Origin of the sequence: Rhizobium aureum (assembly GCF_030182495.1) — a bacterium.
GTDB classification, from domain to species: Bacteria; Pseudomonadota; Alphaproteobacteria; order Rhizobiales; family Rhizobiaceae; genus Rhizobium; species Rhizobium tropici_C.
Genome location: NZ_JAQJCI010000010.1, coordinates 63,320 through 76,924, shown reverse-complemented (window position 1 = coordinate 76,924; position 13,605 = coordinate 63,320). Strand labels below are relative to the sequence as shown.

The 13,605-nt window shown below is 58.2% G+C and carries 10 protein-coding genes and 2 pseudogenes; 5 read left to right on the top strand and 7 right to left on the bottom strand.

All coding sequences use genetic code 11. The features are described 5' to 3' along the window. Positions 1-5: 5 nt before the first annotated feature. The 4 genes and pseudogenes from PH552_RS21840 to PH552_RS21825 all read left to right on the top strand — a co-directional run bounded on the left by PH552_RS21840 (position 6) and on the right by PH552_RS21825 (position 2,859). Positions 6-1,019, top strand: coding sequence for an ABC transporter permease (locus PH552_RS21840; RefSeq protein WP_015341906.1), 1,014 nt, complete (start codon positions 6-8; stop codon positions 1,017-1,019). Positions 1,020-1,035: 16 nt separating this feature from the next. After that, a complete protein-coding gene (locus PH552_RS21835) occupies positions 1,036-1,545 on the top strand; it encodes an NADPH-dependent FMN reductase (protein ID WP_015341905.1) in 510 nt (169 codons plus the stop codon). 15 nt (positions 1,546-1,560) lie between these two features. Then, positions 1,561-2,160, top strand: a pseudogene (gene ribB, locus PH552_RS21830) (3,4-dihydroxy-2-butanone-4-phosphate synthase); the annotation flags it as partial. Positions 2,161-2,379: 219 nt separating this feature from the next. Continuing rightward, positions 2,380-2,859: pseudogene (locus PH552_RS21825) on the top strand (hypothetical protein). A gap of 1,085 nt (positions 2,860-3,944) precedes the next feature. On the opposite strand, the gene PH552_RS21820 reads toward PH552_RS21825, so the two are convergent. The 7 genes from PH552_RS21820 to PH552_RS21790 all read right to left on the bottom strand — a co-directional run bounded on the left by PH552_RS21820 (position 3,945) and on the right by PH552_RS21790 (position 11,394). Further along, the gene (locus tag PH552_RS21820; RefSeq protein ID WP_179613265.1) at positions 3,945-5,207 is read right to left on the bottom strand and encodes an NAD(P)/FAD-dependent oxidoreductase; all 1,263 of its coding nucleotides are present in this window, start codon (positions 5,205-5,207) and stop codon (positions 3,945-3,947) included. A gap of 75 nt (positions 5,208-5,282) precedes the next feature. Continuing rightward, positions 5,283-5,594 carry a putative quinol monooxygenase gene (locus tag PH552_RS21815; protein WP_015341900.1) on the bottom strand — a complete coding sequence of 104 codons (312 nt, stop codon included), beginning with the start codon at positions 5,592-5,594 and terminating at the stop codon, positions 5,283-5,285. 11 nt (positions 5,595-5,605) lie between these two features. Further along, complete coding sequence (locus PH552_RS21810; RefSeq protein ID WP_015341899.1) at positions 5,606-6,706, bottom strand: NAD(P)-dependent alcohol dehydrogenase; 1,101 nt, start codon at positions 6,704-6,706, stop codon at positions 5,606-5,608. A 62-nt stretch (positions 6,707-6,768) separates the two neighbouring features. Then, positions 6,769-7,767 (bottom strand): ABC transporter permease subunit, encoded by a 999-nt coding sequence (locus PH552_RS21805; RefSeq protein WP_179613322.1) that lies wholly within the window; start codon positions 7,765-7,767, stop codon positions 6,769-6,771. A gap of 5 nt (positions 7,768-7,772) precedes the next feature. Further along, a complete protein-coding gene (locus PH552_RS21800; RefSeq protein WP_004129665.1) occupies positions 7,773-8,714 on the bottom strand; it encodes an ABC transporter permease in 942 nt (313 codons plus the stop codon). Between the two features lie 9 nt (positions 8,715-8,723). After that, positions 8,724-10,250, bottom strand: coding sequence for a sugar ABC transporter ATP-binding protein (locus PH552_RS21795; protein WP_179613266.1), 1,527 nt, complete (start codon positions 10,248-10,250; stop codon positions 8,724-8,726). Positions 10,251-10,305: 55 nt separating this feature from the next. Beyond that, positions 10,306-11,394 (bottom strand): ABC transporter substrate-binding protein, encoded by a 1,089-nt coding sequence (locus PH552_RS21790; RefSeq protein ID WP_004129668.1) that lies wholly within the window; start codon positions 11,392-11,394, stop codon positions 10,306-10,308. A gap of 667 nt (positions 11,395-12,061) precedes the next feature. Between PH552_RS21790 and PH552_RS21785 the strand changes: the two genes are divergently transcribed. After that, positions 12,062-13,168 carry an NAD(P)-dependent alcohol dehydrogenase gene (locus PH552_RS21785; protein ID WP_179613267.1) on the top strand — a complete coding sequence of 369 codons (1,107 nt, stop codon included), beginning with the start codon at positions 12,062-12,064 and terminating at the stop codon, positions 13,166-13,168. The last annotated feature ends 437 nt before the right edge of the window (positions 13,169-13,605 follow it).

Here is a 13,605-nt window from a genome sequence, read left to right as displayed (position 1 = left end):
TTGTAATGACTTTACTCGCAACGGAACAGACGATGAGCCAAACAGGACGATCGGTAAAACTGCAGCGCAGCATCGTGATTGGCTTTGGTCTGCTTGCCGCACTTCTCGTGCTGGGTACGATCCTTGTTCCGGGGTTCATCTCCCCCCGTAACGCGCGTTCGATATTGCTGCTTGCCGCTTTCCTGGGGCTTGCATCGTTGGGACAGACGCTATGTGCCATGGTCGGCGCGCTTGATCTCTCCATTCCCTATGTCATCGGGGGAGCGAACATTCTCTTCCCAAGCCTGTTGGTCACCGGCATGCCTGCCTGGCTGGCCGCAATAGTGGTCGTTATCCTGGGAGCAGCAATCGGGGTCGCGAACGGCTTTTTGAGCTTCAGGCTGCAGGGCCAGGCTCTCATCATGTCCCTGGGGGTCGGCTTCGCATTTGTCGGTGCGGTACAGCTGTACACCTCCATCGGTTCCGACTACGGCGGCACGGTTTTCGCGCCCGTACCGAACTGGCTCCGGAATTTCGCCGCGTTCAACGGGAAGACCTTCGGGCTTTCCCTGCCGCCGGTGGTGCTGGTTTGGCTGCTCATAACGCTTGCGACCATCTGGGCTCTGTACAACACCTGGTTTGGCCGCTCCATCTACGCGGTGGGGGGCAGCAGGACTGCAGCGGCACGGCTTGGCATTTCCGAAACCAAGGTCTGGACCAGCATTCACGGTATCAGTGGAGCGATGTCGGCACTGACGGGCGTATTGCTGCTCGGGTTTTCCGGCGGCGGATTCGTTGGCGTCGGAGATCCATATCTCTTCACCACCGTTGCGGCCGTTGTGATCGGCGGCACCTCGTTGCTTGGAGGCGCAGGCGGATACGGGGCAACCGTTCTCGGCGTACTCGTATTGACGGTAATGACGTCCCTGCTGGTTGGGCTGGGCCTGAGTTTTGCCGCGCAACAGGCGATCGTGGGTCTGCTGATCGTGCCGATGGTGGCCGTCTACGCTCGTACCCCGCATATCCGCAACCAGATCTGATCGAAAGGCCGGCAAATTGAAGATTGTCGCGATAACTGGCAATGTCTCGCGCCCCTCGAAGACGCGGGCGCTCGGGGAATACGCACTCTCGAGCGTCTCGCCCGGTCACACACGGTATCTGTTTGACCTGGTCGATGTTCTCCCGGTGTTGGGAACCACCCTGTGGCGTTCGGAGGCTCCTGTTGGACTCGCGAACGTTCTTGACGCAATCCAGTCTTCAGATGTCCTCATCGTGGGCACGCCGGTCTTCAAGTCCTCGATGACCGGCCTTCTCAAGCATCTTTTCGACCTCTTCGAAATGACAGCCCTGCAGGGGAAACCCGTGTTGATATTCGCAACGGGTAAAGCCGAAGCCCATGGTCAGCACGTCGAGGCTCACCTGCGCTCATTGATGGGCTTCTTCAAAGCCGAGGTTCGCGGTGACTTCATCTATGCGATGGACGGCGACTTTCCAGATTCGGCACCGTCTGCGGAACTCCGGGAGCGGGTCGACCGCCAACTCGCTCGCACTCTGGGCCATGTTTAGTTCAAGGAGAAGACCATGAAGTTTGCTCCCATCGAGAGCGCAGTTAAAGCAATCGCCGCCGGAGAGATGATCATCGTCGTGGACGACGAAGACCGGGAAAACGAAGGCGACATCCTGGTTGCCGCGGACAAGGTGACGAACGATCATGTTGCCTTCATGATGCGTTATGCGCGCGGCCTGATCTGCGTTCCGATGACCGGGGACCGGCTGGACGAACTGGATATCCCGCTCATGGTGGAGCGTAACTCGGATTCCATGCAGACAGCGTTCACTGTCTCAGTGGACCTGATACAAGGCGTATCGACCGGCATTTCCGCAGAAGACCGCGCCAAGACCATCAGGGCGCTCGCTGACGCATCAACGGTGCCGGAGGACCTGTCCCGGCCGGGCCACATATTCCCCCTGCGGGCAAACCCGTCCGGTGTCCTCGGCCGCCCCGGCCACACGGAAGCCGCGGTGGATTTCGCGCGGCTGGCCGGGCTCGAGCCAGCGGGTGTCATCTGCGAAATCGCCAACGACGACGGCACTATGGCGCGTCTTCCCGAGCTCAGCGAATTCGCTGAGCGGCATGGCCTCCTCATGGTGACCATCGAAGCCCTGATCGAATATTGCCGCGAGATCGATAAAAGCGGCCTTTGTGCAGATCACGCAGCCAGGGAGGCGGCGATGGCCAATGTTTCGTATCTGACAAGCAGACTTTCCCCGTGCCCTCAGACGGAGAGCGAACTCCTGCGTTGGTGGCCTCCGATACACGCGAAGGAAAGCGCGTTTGAAGGTGCCCACGGGGAGCCTCGTGACGCTAACTGACCATGGTTAGCTGCGCGATGATCGGGCATAACAAACCGTGAGCCACTTTATCGTCGCCACTGCTTTCCTGCTGAATTATCGGCCCACGCGATGTCGCTTTAGTTCCGTTTCCCTTTTCAGTCTCCGGATGGTCGAGGATATGCTGGCCGCTCTTGGGATCATTGTGTCGCACCCTACGATCCGCCGGGCAGAGAATTTGGTCGTTCGCCAACGACAAGCTTCAATCCTACAACACCGAACGAGACATCACGCCGGCTGTCGCGCATCGGCATCACAAGGGCTTGAACAATCGAGCGGAGAATTCGCACCAGCCAATCCGACGGCAACAGCGGATCAAGTAGCCTTTCAGGTCACAACGACTCTTGCGGCGCTTCGTCTCCATCCATGACCCGATTGCTAACATGTTCCACAATCCCCCCATCACCTCACCGCGAGCCATGTCGCGAACTGGGGGCAGCAGCGATGAACCTATGGGCGCAAATCGTTTGCGCATGGCTGACAAAATAGCCCCGCGTCACGGGCTCGACCCTTTACCGTTGAGTTCACGATGCCCCGTCGAAACCACGGCGAGGGCTGGCCTCGCCAGTCAATTGCCCCGTCCATGCGTCACGGAATATGATGTTCCACCGAGAGGGACTCGCCAGGACGTTCAGTTCTCTATGCGGATTTATTCTTTTAAATCAATCTCGTAACAAAAATCAGATAATATCTATTATGGAACTCAACGCCCCCGGGCAATTCCAAATAGTGTCAATTGCATGCTAAAATCCCTTTAAGTTCTGTCACAGCGAGCTATTTCGATTTTTCGAAAAGCATCGTCGAGAGTCTCCACTTCGAGCAGTAGCAAGGCATCGTTCAAGCAGCGCTCGATATCGTCCACTCTCCTGCCCTCTATTTGGGCAATCATAGGAATCGTCTTCCCTCGTGCCAGCCATCGCAAGGATGCCATCTGGAGAGGACAAAGGTTCGATATTGTCATTCTAGAACTACCATCTCGTACTCGATCGAGGCGTTAGGAATTTAGTTGATGCTCATAGACGAAGGCCAAAATTCCCTGCTTGAACTCAACTGACCACCGGCCGATCGGCTCTGGGTTGCGCTTCAGGGCGGTAGTGATGGGCAGCCGTCGCCTTGGACCGCCGGCTGTACAAGCCGGGTTCAAAGCTGAAGAATATCGTTTGCAGCCTCAACGAAGCTCTCCATCGAAGTCTTGTGCTCCGGCAGCAGTCGCTTGACCAAACGTAGTTCCAAGAGCAGCTTGGTCTTGTTGTTTTCGTAGTAGAGTGCAAATTTTTTGATGTTGAGGTCTTTGATGTCGTAGGACAGGTCTGGTAGGCATTATAGCTCACTGCCGTAAAATGCTGGTTGGCGCGCGCTATGTGAATCGCATCGGCCCCATCCTCTGCGATGAAATTCACGTAGCTTTGGGAGGCGCCCCGGTGCTTGAGTGAATCAAACGTCAGTCCGGCGATCCCGATCACACAAATGGGAACGACCAAAAGCAGCATTTTCGTTTTGATACTGATATGTGCCATGAACGAGATAATTGCCCACCCTTCTTCAATATGTGGTTCAGCGCTTTGCCCATGCTGCTAGACCTCCTCCTTCAGCGTCTCCTTCTGGGTAATAAGGCGCGCAGAGTGGTGGCCGGAGGCAAATGCCCAAAGCCAGCTCAGCGCAACCGCCATGCGGCTCCTTGTTCCGATCAAGAAGTAGATGTGAGCAAGGCCCCAGATCCACCAGGCGATGGAGCCCTTGAGCCGCAGCCTGCCGAAATCGATCACCGCGGAGCTTGGTCCAATGGTCGCAAGATTACCAAGATGCCTGTACTTGAAAGGAGGCGGCGCTGAGCGCTGCTTGAGGCGGGCCTTGATCACTTGGGCGACGTATTTTCCCTGCTGCTTTGCTGCGGGCGCGATACCAGGAACCAGCATTCCCTCGCCGGTCTTAACGCTAGCAGTATCGCCGACAACGAAGATGTCCGGGTGTTCGAAGACCGTAAGGTCGGGCTGCACGATAGCACGCCCCGCTCGATCCGTCTCCGCCCCCACCCACACGGCGGCCTTGGATGCCTGCACGCCCGCCGCCCATATGACCGTGCGGCTCGGGACAAACTCGTCCCCAATCGATATGCCTTCCTCGGTGCAGTCGGTCACGGGCCTTCCCGTGCGAACCTCGACGCCCATCGACGCAAGGGATCGCTCGGCGTAATGCGATAACGCCTCATGAAAAACAGGCAGAATACGCGGCCCTGCCTCTACAAGAAGAATGCGCGCCGAAGTCGTATCGATGTTTCTGAATTCCTCGACAAGCGTCCTTCGAGCCAGTTCGGCGATGATCCCGGCCATTTCGACGCCTGTCGGCCCGGCGCCGATTATCGAGAAGGTCAGCAGGCCCGCCCGCGCTTGGGGATCGGTTTCCAGCTCCGCTTTTTCGAACGCCAGGAGAAGGCGACGGCGGATCGTGGTGGCGTCTTCCAACGCCTTCAGTCCGGGCGCGAAGGGCTCCCATTCATCCCGGCCGAAATACGCGTGACGGGCCCCCGTTGCGAGAACAAGGGTATCGTAGGGAATGGCATGGCCGCCCTTGAGCGAGACGAGCCGCTTCTCGACATCGACGCCCACGACCTCGCCAAGAAGCGTCGTGACATCTTTCCTTCCACGAAATACTGCGCGAATGGGCCAGGCAATCTCGGAGGTCGCCAGGACGGTCGTGGCGACCTGATAGAGCAGCGGCTGGAACAGGTGATGATTGCGTCTGTCGATGATCGTGATCGAGAGGTTTGGACATTTGAGATCCTTGGCCAATTGGAGGCCGGCGAAACCACCTCCCACGATGACAACTCGATGCTCCATTTCGTCCTCCCGCGAGCCTTTGGAAAAAACCCGCCTCGGATCAAGCGCGTCTTTCGGTGTTGCACAATCGCAAGCTCAGTCGCTGATGCGACTGCTCACAATGATGGAAGGGGGGCTTACCAGCAACGGAAGCAACGGTTCGAGAACACGCTTGACGTTCGGAGATTCTCCGTGACGCGCGGCTGCCTCCTCGTTTGCCCAACCATCGAGAATGAAGAACGTATTCGGCTCGTCGGAGCGCTGGTAGAGATTGTAGTAGAGGCAGCCCTCTTCCTCGCGGGCAGGGCCGACAAACTCCTGGAGCAGTGTGTTGACACGGTCCCGGTTACGCGTCGATGTTTTAAACTCAACAATGAGATGCTGTTCGTCGGACTTGCTCGATGGCATGTGGGAAGCTCCTAATTGAAGACGATGACGGGCTTGATCACGCGGCCAGCTTCGGCATCGGCGATGGCCTCGTTGATTTTCTCGAACGGATACTTTGTGATCAGCTTCTGGAACGGGAATAGGCCGGCCTGGTTCAGCTCGACCAGTTGGGGAATGAAGAGCTGGGGGATCTGGTCTCCGAGAATGGCACCCTGAATTTTCCGGTTGAAGACCATGAGGTCCAGCGGGATTGGAATATCCTTGCCGAGCGCGTCGAGCCCGAGGAGGACGACATGGCCCCCTGCCCGCGTGCATTTGATCGTATTCAGGATGACGGGAATGATACCCACCGCATCGATCGCAAAATCGGCACCGCCGCCCGTCAAGGCGTGGATCTGCTCCACGACGTCTGGGTCCCTGCCGTTGATAGCATGGGTCGCGCCCAACGTCTTGGCCATCGCCAAACGCTGCTCGTTCAGGTCGATGATGATGATCTTGCTGCACCGCCGGACCTTGGCGGCCATCACCGCAGCCATGCCCACTGCTCCGGCGCCGAACACGGCAATGGTTTGTCCGATCTCCGGCTTCATGGCGTTGATGACGGTACCTGCCCCCGTTGCCATGCCGCAACCGAGCGGGGCCGCATTCGTCAGGTCGAAATCCTTGGGAAGCTGCGCGGCGTTGTTCTCAGTCGCCAGGATGTGGGTCGCGAAGGATGACTGGCCGACAAAGTTGCTGCCGATGCCGACTTCATCACAAAGCAAGGCCTTTTTGCCGTTCGGACGAAGCCCCGTCAGATTGTACTGGGTGTAGTTCTGGCAGTTCATCGGGTGAGAGCGCCGGCAATCGCCGCAGAAGCCACATGAACTCTGGCTGAGCGCAACGTGGTCGCCCACCCTTAAACCCTGGACGTCCGCCCCGATGGCTTCGACGATGCCAACACCTTCATGTCCCGGTATGACCGGGGCGGGAGGCCCAAAAATCCCATCACGGAGCAACAGGTCCGTATGGCAGATGCCCGTCGCGACCGTTCGCACAAGAATTTCATTGCCTTCGGGATCCGCCAGCTCAAGTTCACGAAACTCCAGCGGAGCTTTCGGTTTTACGGCCACAGCCGCCGTTATCTTCACCATGCTTTTCTCCTGCATTCTCCCGCGTTGACACCGGGAATGACCTGTCTGGCATCCCGTGCGGGCTAGACGCGACCGACGCGTGCGCCGTAAATGATCGCCGCAAGAGCGATGATCCCGCCCTGGACGATAAGCTTGCCGGGCTCCTGGATGCCGAACACGGTCAACATCGCAAATAGGAAACTGAAGGCGACGACCGCCACGAAAGGCCCCGCGACGCCGCCGCGGTCGACGCCGAACGTCACCCCACCGAGAATCGTCGCGGCGAGAGCGTTCATGAAGGTGTCGAAGCCGGGCTTGATCGTTCCAACGGCCAGCGCCGACACCTGAACCAGGGCGGCGATGCCCGTCAGCGTGCCCGCCAGCGTATGCGAGACAAAAATCGTTCGAGCCAGAGGTATGCCTGTTATCTCCGCCGCCCTCGGATTGTCGCCGACAGCGCGGAAGTAGCGCCCGAGGATCAGGAAGCGGAACGCTAGTGCGACGACCACGGAAATCCCGATCCAGACGATAACGGAGTAAGACAGGCCGTAGATGTTCCCGCTCGTCAGGACGCGAAGCCAGCTTGGTGTCGAACCCGGTGCACGGCCGGAACTCATGAACTGGACGATCCCGATGAGGATCGCCGATACGCTCAGCGTCGCGATGACCGCGGAGGCGCGGACATAGGCCACGAGGGCGCCGTTGATCAGACCGACGGCAAGGCCGATGACGATCGTCATCAGGACCGTGACGAAGGACGGGTAACTGTTGAGGAGCCCGGAGCTGGCGAGATAGATCGAAAAAGCAAACACGCCACTGACCGAGAGATCAATCGAACGCACCCGCATGACAAGAGATTGCGCCAGCACCGCGATCCCGAGCGGCGCTGACTGTTTCAGGATCACGAACCAATAGTTCGGATTGATCAGCGTCGCACTTACCGCGGGGGCCAAAGCGATCAGGATTGCGAGCACGTAATATGCCGGGGGCAAGCCGAGCACCCAGGAAAGTGTGCGCTTGGCGGTGAGAGTGCGGGATGGCGTCTCAATTTTCGCATCTGCTGTGGTCATCGAGAGGTCCATCTCTTTCAAAGTCCGATCGTTTTGCGACGCTGCGAAACGACGAGTGCCAGCAGCAGAAGGCCCTTCACGACCGACTGGAGGAATGCCGAGACGTTGGCGAGGTTCATCACGTTGTTGACGATGCCGAGGATAGCCGCGCCGGCGACAGTGCCGAGGATGCTACCGATACCGCCAGCTAGGTGAACACCCCCGAGCGCTGCTGCGGTAACGGATTCAATTCCGAAGGTGGCACCCCCCTTGGGATCGCCTGAGGCAAGGCGGCCCGCGAGGAACATCCCGGCAGCACAAGCAAATAGCGCCGACAGGATGTAGGCTTTGATGACTGTGCGCTCGACCGGGACGCCATTCATGCGGGCATTGAAATCGTTACCCCCCGAAGCGAACAGGTAAAGGCCAAACGGCCTGCGATAAAGCATCCAGGCAGCAACGACGGTGGCGGCGATCAGCCAGAGCAGCGAGTTCGGCACGGGCCCGACCGAACCCGCGACTGACGCCGACAGCCAATCAGGCACCTTCCCGCCGGGGATCGGGAGAATGATAAGCGCCAGTCCCTGGCCGATCCCCATGGTTGCCAGGGTCATGATGATCGGGTGGACGTTAAGCCTGGCTACGCCGTATCCGTTGGCCAGTCCGAATGCGATCGCAACCGCAATGCAAAGCACGACACGGACAACCTCTGGCATGTCGAGTGTCATGATCGTGGTCGTCACGCTGATGATCGAACCAACGGAAACGTCCAGGCCGCCCGTCAGGATCACAAAGGTCTGGCCGAGCGCAGAAATGACAAGAACAGTAGATTGGGCCAGCAGGTTCGACAGATTCTCCGGCGCCAGAAATTCTGGAAGCAGGATGACCGAGGCGACCACCAGCACGAATAGCGTCCCGATCGACAGCCGGATCGCACCCGCCCGGTAAGGAGTCTTCAGGAAGTTTGCGATGGTATTCATGTATCCTCCTCAATGAACAGCGGCGCGCGGATCGTGCGCGAAGTTCGAACCTAGTGCGGTTCCCAGGATGGTTTCCTCTGTGGCATCGAGCGCGGGCATCTGCCCGACGATCTTTTTGTCGTGAACGACCAGGATGTTGTCACACAGCCCGATCAGTTCGGCGTGCTCGCGCGACGAGACGATCACTGCACCGCCACGATCGGCAAAATCGCGAAGCAGCTTGTAGATTTCCGCTTTCGCGCCGACATCGACGCCCCGTGTCGGCTCCTCGATGACAAGGATATCGACCCCCGAAAGCAGCCAGCGGCACAGAAGCACCTTTTGCTGGTTTCCGCCCGAAAGTTTGCCGACGGGCGAGGCGGGGTCGGCAGCCGCAACACGGAGCGACTTTATGACATCGTGAACCCTGGAGATGGAACGCCATGCAACGCTCGCCATGTTCCGGTTCAATTGCTTGCCAAGTGCGATGTTGTCGTAGATCGGAAGCCGAAGAAACAGGCCTTCCTGCTTGCGGTCTTCAGGAATGAAACCAATGCCCGCTGAGATGGCACTCGAAAAGCCTGAGGATACGTTCACATCGATCATGCTGTCGTCGCGGCGACGCTGGACGCTCGCAGCTGCGGCGGGTTCGACCCCGACGACCGCACGCATGATTTCACGCTGCCCCTGGCCCTCCAGCCCGGCGAGCCCCATGATCTCGCCCGTGCGTACGGAAAAACCGACTGGCGGGCCATGGTCATTGAGACGAAGCCCTGCCACGACGAGCATCGGCGATCCAATGGCCTGTGCCCTCGGCGGAAAGAAACTCTGAAGTTCGCGTCCAACCATGGTTGCCACGAGCGTTTGGAGATTAAAGTCTTCTGCCCTGGCTGTCTTTACCCAAGCCCCGTCCTTCATGACGGTGATGGTGTCGCACAGTTCGAACACCTCGTTCATCCGATGCGAGATGTAGACGACAGCCTTGTTTTGCGCCTTCAGATCGCGGATGACCTTGAAGAGATGAGCGACGTCCGTTGAGTTTAGTGCCGCGGTCGGTTCATCGAAAATGAAGACATCGGCATTGGATGTCAGGCCTTTGGCGATTTCCACTGCCTGCTGCTGGGCAACCGTCAGCGTTTCCACAATCGCCGTCGCGTCCAGTTGAGGGAAAACGTCGGCAAGCAGCTTGCGGGATCGCTCGACGACCTCGGCGGTGTCTATCGACCCATCGGCACGCCGCGGTTCGTGTCCAAGAAACATGTTTTCGGCGACCGTGAGATTGGGGATCAGGGTGAACTCCTGAAACACTGTCGACACCCCGGCGAGACGCGCTTCCTTGGGGGACCGGAAGGTCACCTCTTCTCCTCGCAGACGGATGCGTCCAGCGGTCTGTTGATAGACGCCGGCCAGAATTCGCATCAGCGTGGATTTTCCCGCCCCGTTCTCGCCCATCAACGCGTGGACGGAGCCGCGTTCAAGCGAAAATTGAACATTCGACAGGACTTTGGTCGCACCAAAGGACTTGTTGATGCTGACCATCTCGACAAGCATACTCATGAACACTTCCATCTGCGAGGGTGAAGAGGGCGCGCTTGTCCGCGCCCTCAATGCGTCAGGCCTTGAAGTACTCGAGGAGCTTCTCATTCGGCATTTCTGTCGGGGCCCAGTAAGCGTCCGTGAGATCGGAGCGGTAAAACTGTGCAAGATTTTCGTCGACGATCGGCTTGGGCCGGTTGGTCCAGTTGCGCTGGATCGGCTTGCCTTCGAGAAGCGCGAAGGACGCACGCAGGGCTGCCGTCGAAAGAGCCGGAGGGCAAATGGGCCCGATCGAAGAGAGCTTTTCATCATTCCAACGACGCATCCATCCGTTCAGGGCTTCTCCCGTGATCGGTGGAATGGTGGAAGCCCCGGCTTCCTGCAGCGCGTCCAGGACCCCGAGCGACATATTTGCGCCGTCAGTCCAAACCCCGGCGACATCGGGATCAGAGAGATAGAGGCTTTCGGCGATCTTCTTTGAGTCCTCGTAGGACCAGCTGCCGTGCTGGGTTGAGGTGATTTGGAGACCGGACTTGCTGAAGACTTCCATCGCCCCGGCGTAACGATCAGCATCGATCGGATGCCCGGCGACGCCGCGCAGCACCCACACTTTTCCCTTGTTGCCTAGTTTGTCGACCAGGAACTGAGCCATCACCCGACCGAAGTAGAAGTCGTCGCCCTGGACCTGCACCGTGAAATCCTCGGTGTCGACGCGACCGAGATAGACGACCGTCGGAATGCCGGCGGCCTTTGCCTTCCTGATGCCTTCCACGGCCGAGCCTGTTGTAAGCGGCGCAATGATGATTGCATCGACTTTTTGTGCGATCAGATCTTCGATGTCGGCGACCTGTTTTGAGGCGTTGAGGTCGGCGCTTCGGAATTGATAGTCTGCGACACGGGCCTTGTTCCTGCTAATCTCGTATTCGGCTTCGAACGCGGTCTGATAGGTGTGCGTTGAACCGGCCAGGCCATAGTGGCTGTGACCGATCTTCCAGGGACCTGCCTTGGCGAACTTACCAGCTTCGACGACGGGGTTTTCCCCTTCGGACGGCCAAGTGTCGGGCAGCAGGGCGATAGTATCGTCTGCCCGCAGGATGCCCGGTATTCCGAACGCGCCCGCTGCAATCAAGGCACTGCCCGTCTGCAGGAATGTACGTCTTTTCATCAGAATTCTCCTCCTCTTGCCACCCAACGCGGCCATTTTGTCTGCGACCTGGAGCGCCGTTATCTTCCAGCCATCGCCGAATTCTCCCCAAACGGCAGATCGCATCATTATGAATAAGCAGACAATCTGTCAATAAAGTATCTTGAATTTCGGATTTTCGACGTGTCGTCTGTGTTATCACGCTGATTTAGTTATTCTTTTATTGCGGCTCGGTTCGATATAGCAATAAGACAAAGCAACCGTCCGTCACCTCACCCCACGAGCGCGCAACAGGAAACAGAGGAGACCGCGCCTCGCCGGCGAGGTTCATGAAAAGGAAGTTTGGCGCCATTATCGCTACCATTGCCCGGAAAATGAGGCTGCGAGGCGCAGGAAATACGGGCACTACCGTCAGCCGGAGCGTTCGATGAACGTCACGTCAGACTCAGTCAATCTGTCAAGCAAATTCCAGTTTTAAGACAGCCAACAATTCGGGCCAAGATCTAGATCGGCCGCATACCCCGAGGAAGCAATTGATATTACATCGCTTTGTTTCTTTACATGTCCGTGTAGCGCGTTGGCATTGGCCTCAGCGAGCATTTTCGTTCACTGAAGATAATTGACTGATTGTCTGCTAACGCCTACAAGTGTCACCCACCGGCCGAGCGCGCACTTAAGGAGTCATTTTATGAAAGAAGCATACGCTGCAATTTCGCGCGAAAAGGCAAAGCCTCTTGTTCTGGAGTGCATCGGGATCGATCAACCTCGCCCCGACGAAATCCTCGTCCGGATCGTGGCGAGCGGTGTCTGCCACACCGACATGGTTGTTCGCGACCAAGGATATGACGTACCGCAGCCCGTGGTTCTCGGCCATGAAGGCTCCGGCGTCGTGGAAGTGGTCGGGGCCGATGTAAAAGGGCTTTCGCCCGGTGACCACGTGGCTCTAAGCTACGCATATTGCGGGAAATGCGAAAAGTGCCAGGGAGGCACGCCTTATTATTGTGAAGACTTTTTCGGCAGAAATTTCCGTGGCACCCGGCCGGATGGCAGTTGCCCGCTACATGATTCACACGGTACCCAGATCAGCGGGTGCTTCTTCGAGCAGTCTTCTTTCGCCACCTACGCCATCGCCAGCGAGCGCAATGCGGTCAAGGTTTCCAAAGATGTTCCGCTCGAACTCATGGGACCGCTGGGCTGCGGGCTGCAAACGGGCGCCGGAGCGGTTCTCAACTGCCTCAAGCCCCAACCGGGATCTTCCATTGCAGTGTTCGGCGCGGGTGCGGTCGGCATGGCAGCCGTAATGGCGGCGAAGATCGCCGGATGCTCGACCATCATCGTGATCGACCTTAACGATGAACGTCTCGAACTGGCGATTGAACTGGGTGCAACCCACATCATAAACGCCCGCAATGGGGATAGCGTCAAGGCAATCAGGGAAATCATTCCCGAAGGCGCAGACTTCAGTCTCGAATGCACGAGCTCGCCGAAGGTGTTTCGCCAAGCGGTCGATTGCCTCGGCACCCCAGGAACCTGTGGACTGGTCGGATCGTCCGCGCTCGGAACGGAAGGGATCGTCGATATCGGCAACTTTCTGTTCGGCCGTACGCTCGTCGGTGTGGTCGAAGGCCAGAGCATTCCCTCCAAATTCATACCCGAGCTCATCGAATACTGGCAGCAGGGACGGTTCCCGTTCGACAAGCTCGTCCAGTTCTACGATCTCAACAAGATCAACGAGGCAATGGCCGATTCCGAGAGCGGCAAGGTCATCAAGCCAATCCTGCGCATGAAGCACTAAGCTCTCGTCACGAACATTGTCCAGAAGTCAGCCTCCCAAGGCAACGTCCGGCGGGGCCGTGGTCGTCACGGTCTCGCCCGGACACTCTGGAACGCAGGTGTGAGGCGCAACACCGTTTCATCATTGCAACGCGACCAAGTCGCGGTAACGATAGTGGGCTCTTCCAGGTCAAAATATTAGTCTGCGACCGCGCAATCTCTCGGCGATCTGTGACCGCCGCATCAGGGCCTTGCGGCAGTTGACGGCCGCAAGCCATTGCAGAATCTGCAAATGTGAAGTGAGGTTCAACTGATGCTGCCCTTGAGTCATAAGAGCACTGGGGCCGGCAGGCACGAGCGTCCCGACACGTGCGCCTTGCGTCAAGGTGCCACCAGGAAAATGCCAGACAACCGGTGATGATCTTGCCAGCGAGTGGCCGGTGGCGCGCTGTCCTCGTC

What these genes read in the sequence shown, in the direction of transcription:
- PH552_RS21840 (WP_015341906.1), top strand. Translation starts at nt 6, where the DNA reads ATGACTTTACTCGCAACGGAACAGACGATGAGCCAAACAGGACGATCG.
- PH552_RS21820 (WP_179613265.1), bottom strand. Translation starts at nt 5,207, where the DNA reads ATGGAGCATCGAGTTGTCATCGTGGGAGGTGGTTTCGCCGGCCTCCAA.
- PH552_RS21815 (WP_015341900.1), bottom strand. Translation starts at nt 5,594, where the DNA reads ATGCCATCGAGCAAGTCCGACGAACAGCATCTCATTGTTGAGTTTAAA.
- PH552_RS21810 (WP_015341899.1), bottom strand. Translation starts at nt 6,706, where the DNA reads ATGGTGAAGATAACGGCGGCTGTGGCCGTAAAACCGAAAGCTCCGCTG.
- PH552_RS21805 (WP_179613322.1), bottom strand. Translation starts at nt 7,767, where the DNA reads ATGGACCTCTCGATGACCACAGCAGATGCGAAAATTGAGACGCCATCC.
- PH552_RS21800 (WP_004129665.1), bottom strand. Translation starts at nt 8,714, where the DNA reads ATGAATACCATCGCAAACTTCCTGAAGACTCCTTACCGGGCGGGTGCG.
- PH552_RS21795 (WP_179613266.1), bottom strand. Translation starts at nt 10,250, where the DNA reads ATGAGTATGCTTGTCGAGATGGTCAGCATCAACAAGTCCTTTGGTGCG.
- PH552_RS21790 (WP_004129668.1), bottom strand. Translation starts at nt 11,394, where the DNA reads ATGAAAAGACGTACATTCCTGCAGACGGGCAGTGCCTTGATTGCAGCG.
- PH552_RS21785 (WP_179613267.1), top strand. Translation starts at nt 12,062, where the DNA reads ATGAAAGAAGCATACGCTGCAATTTCGCGCGAAAAGGCAAAGCCTCTT.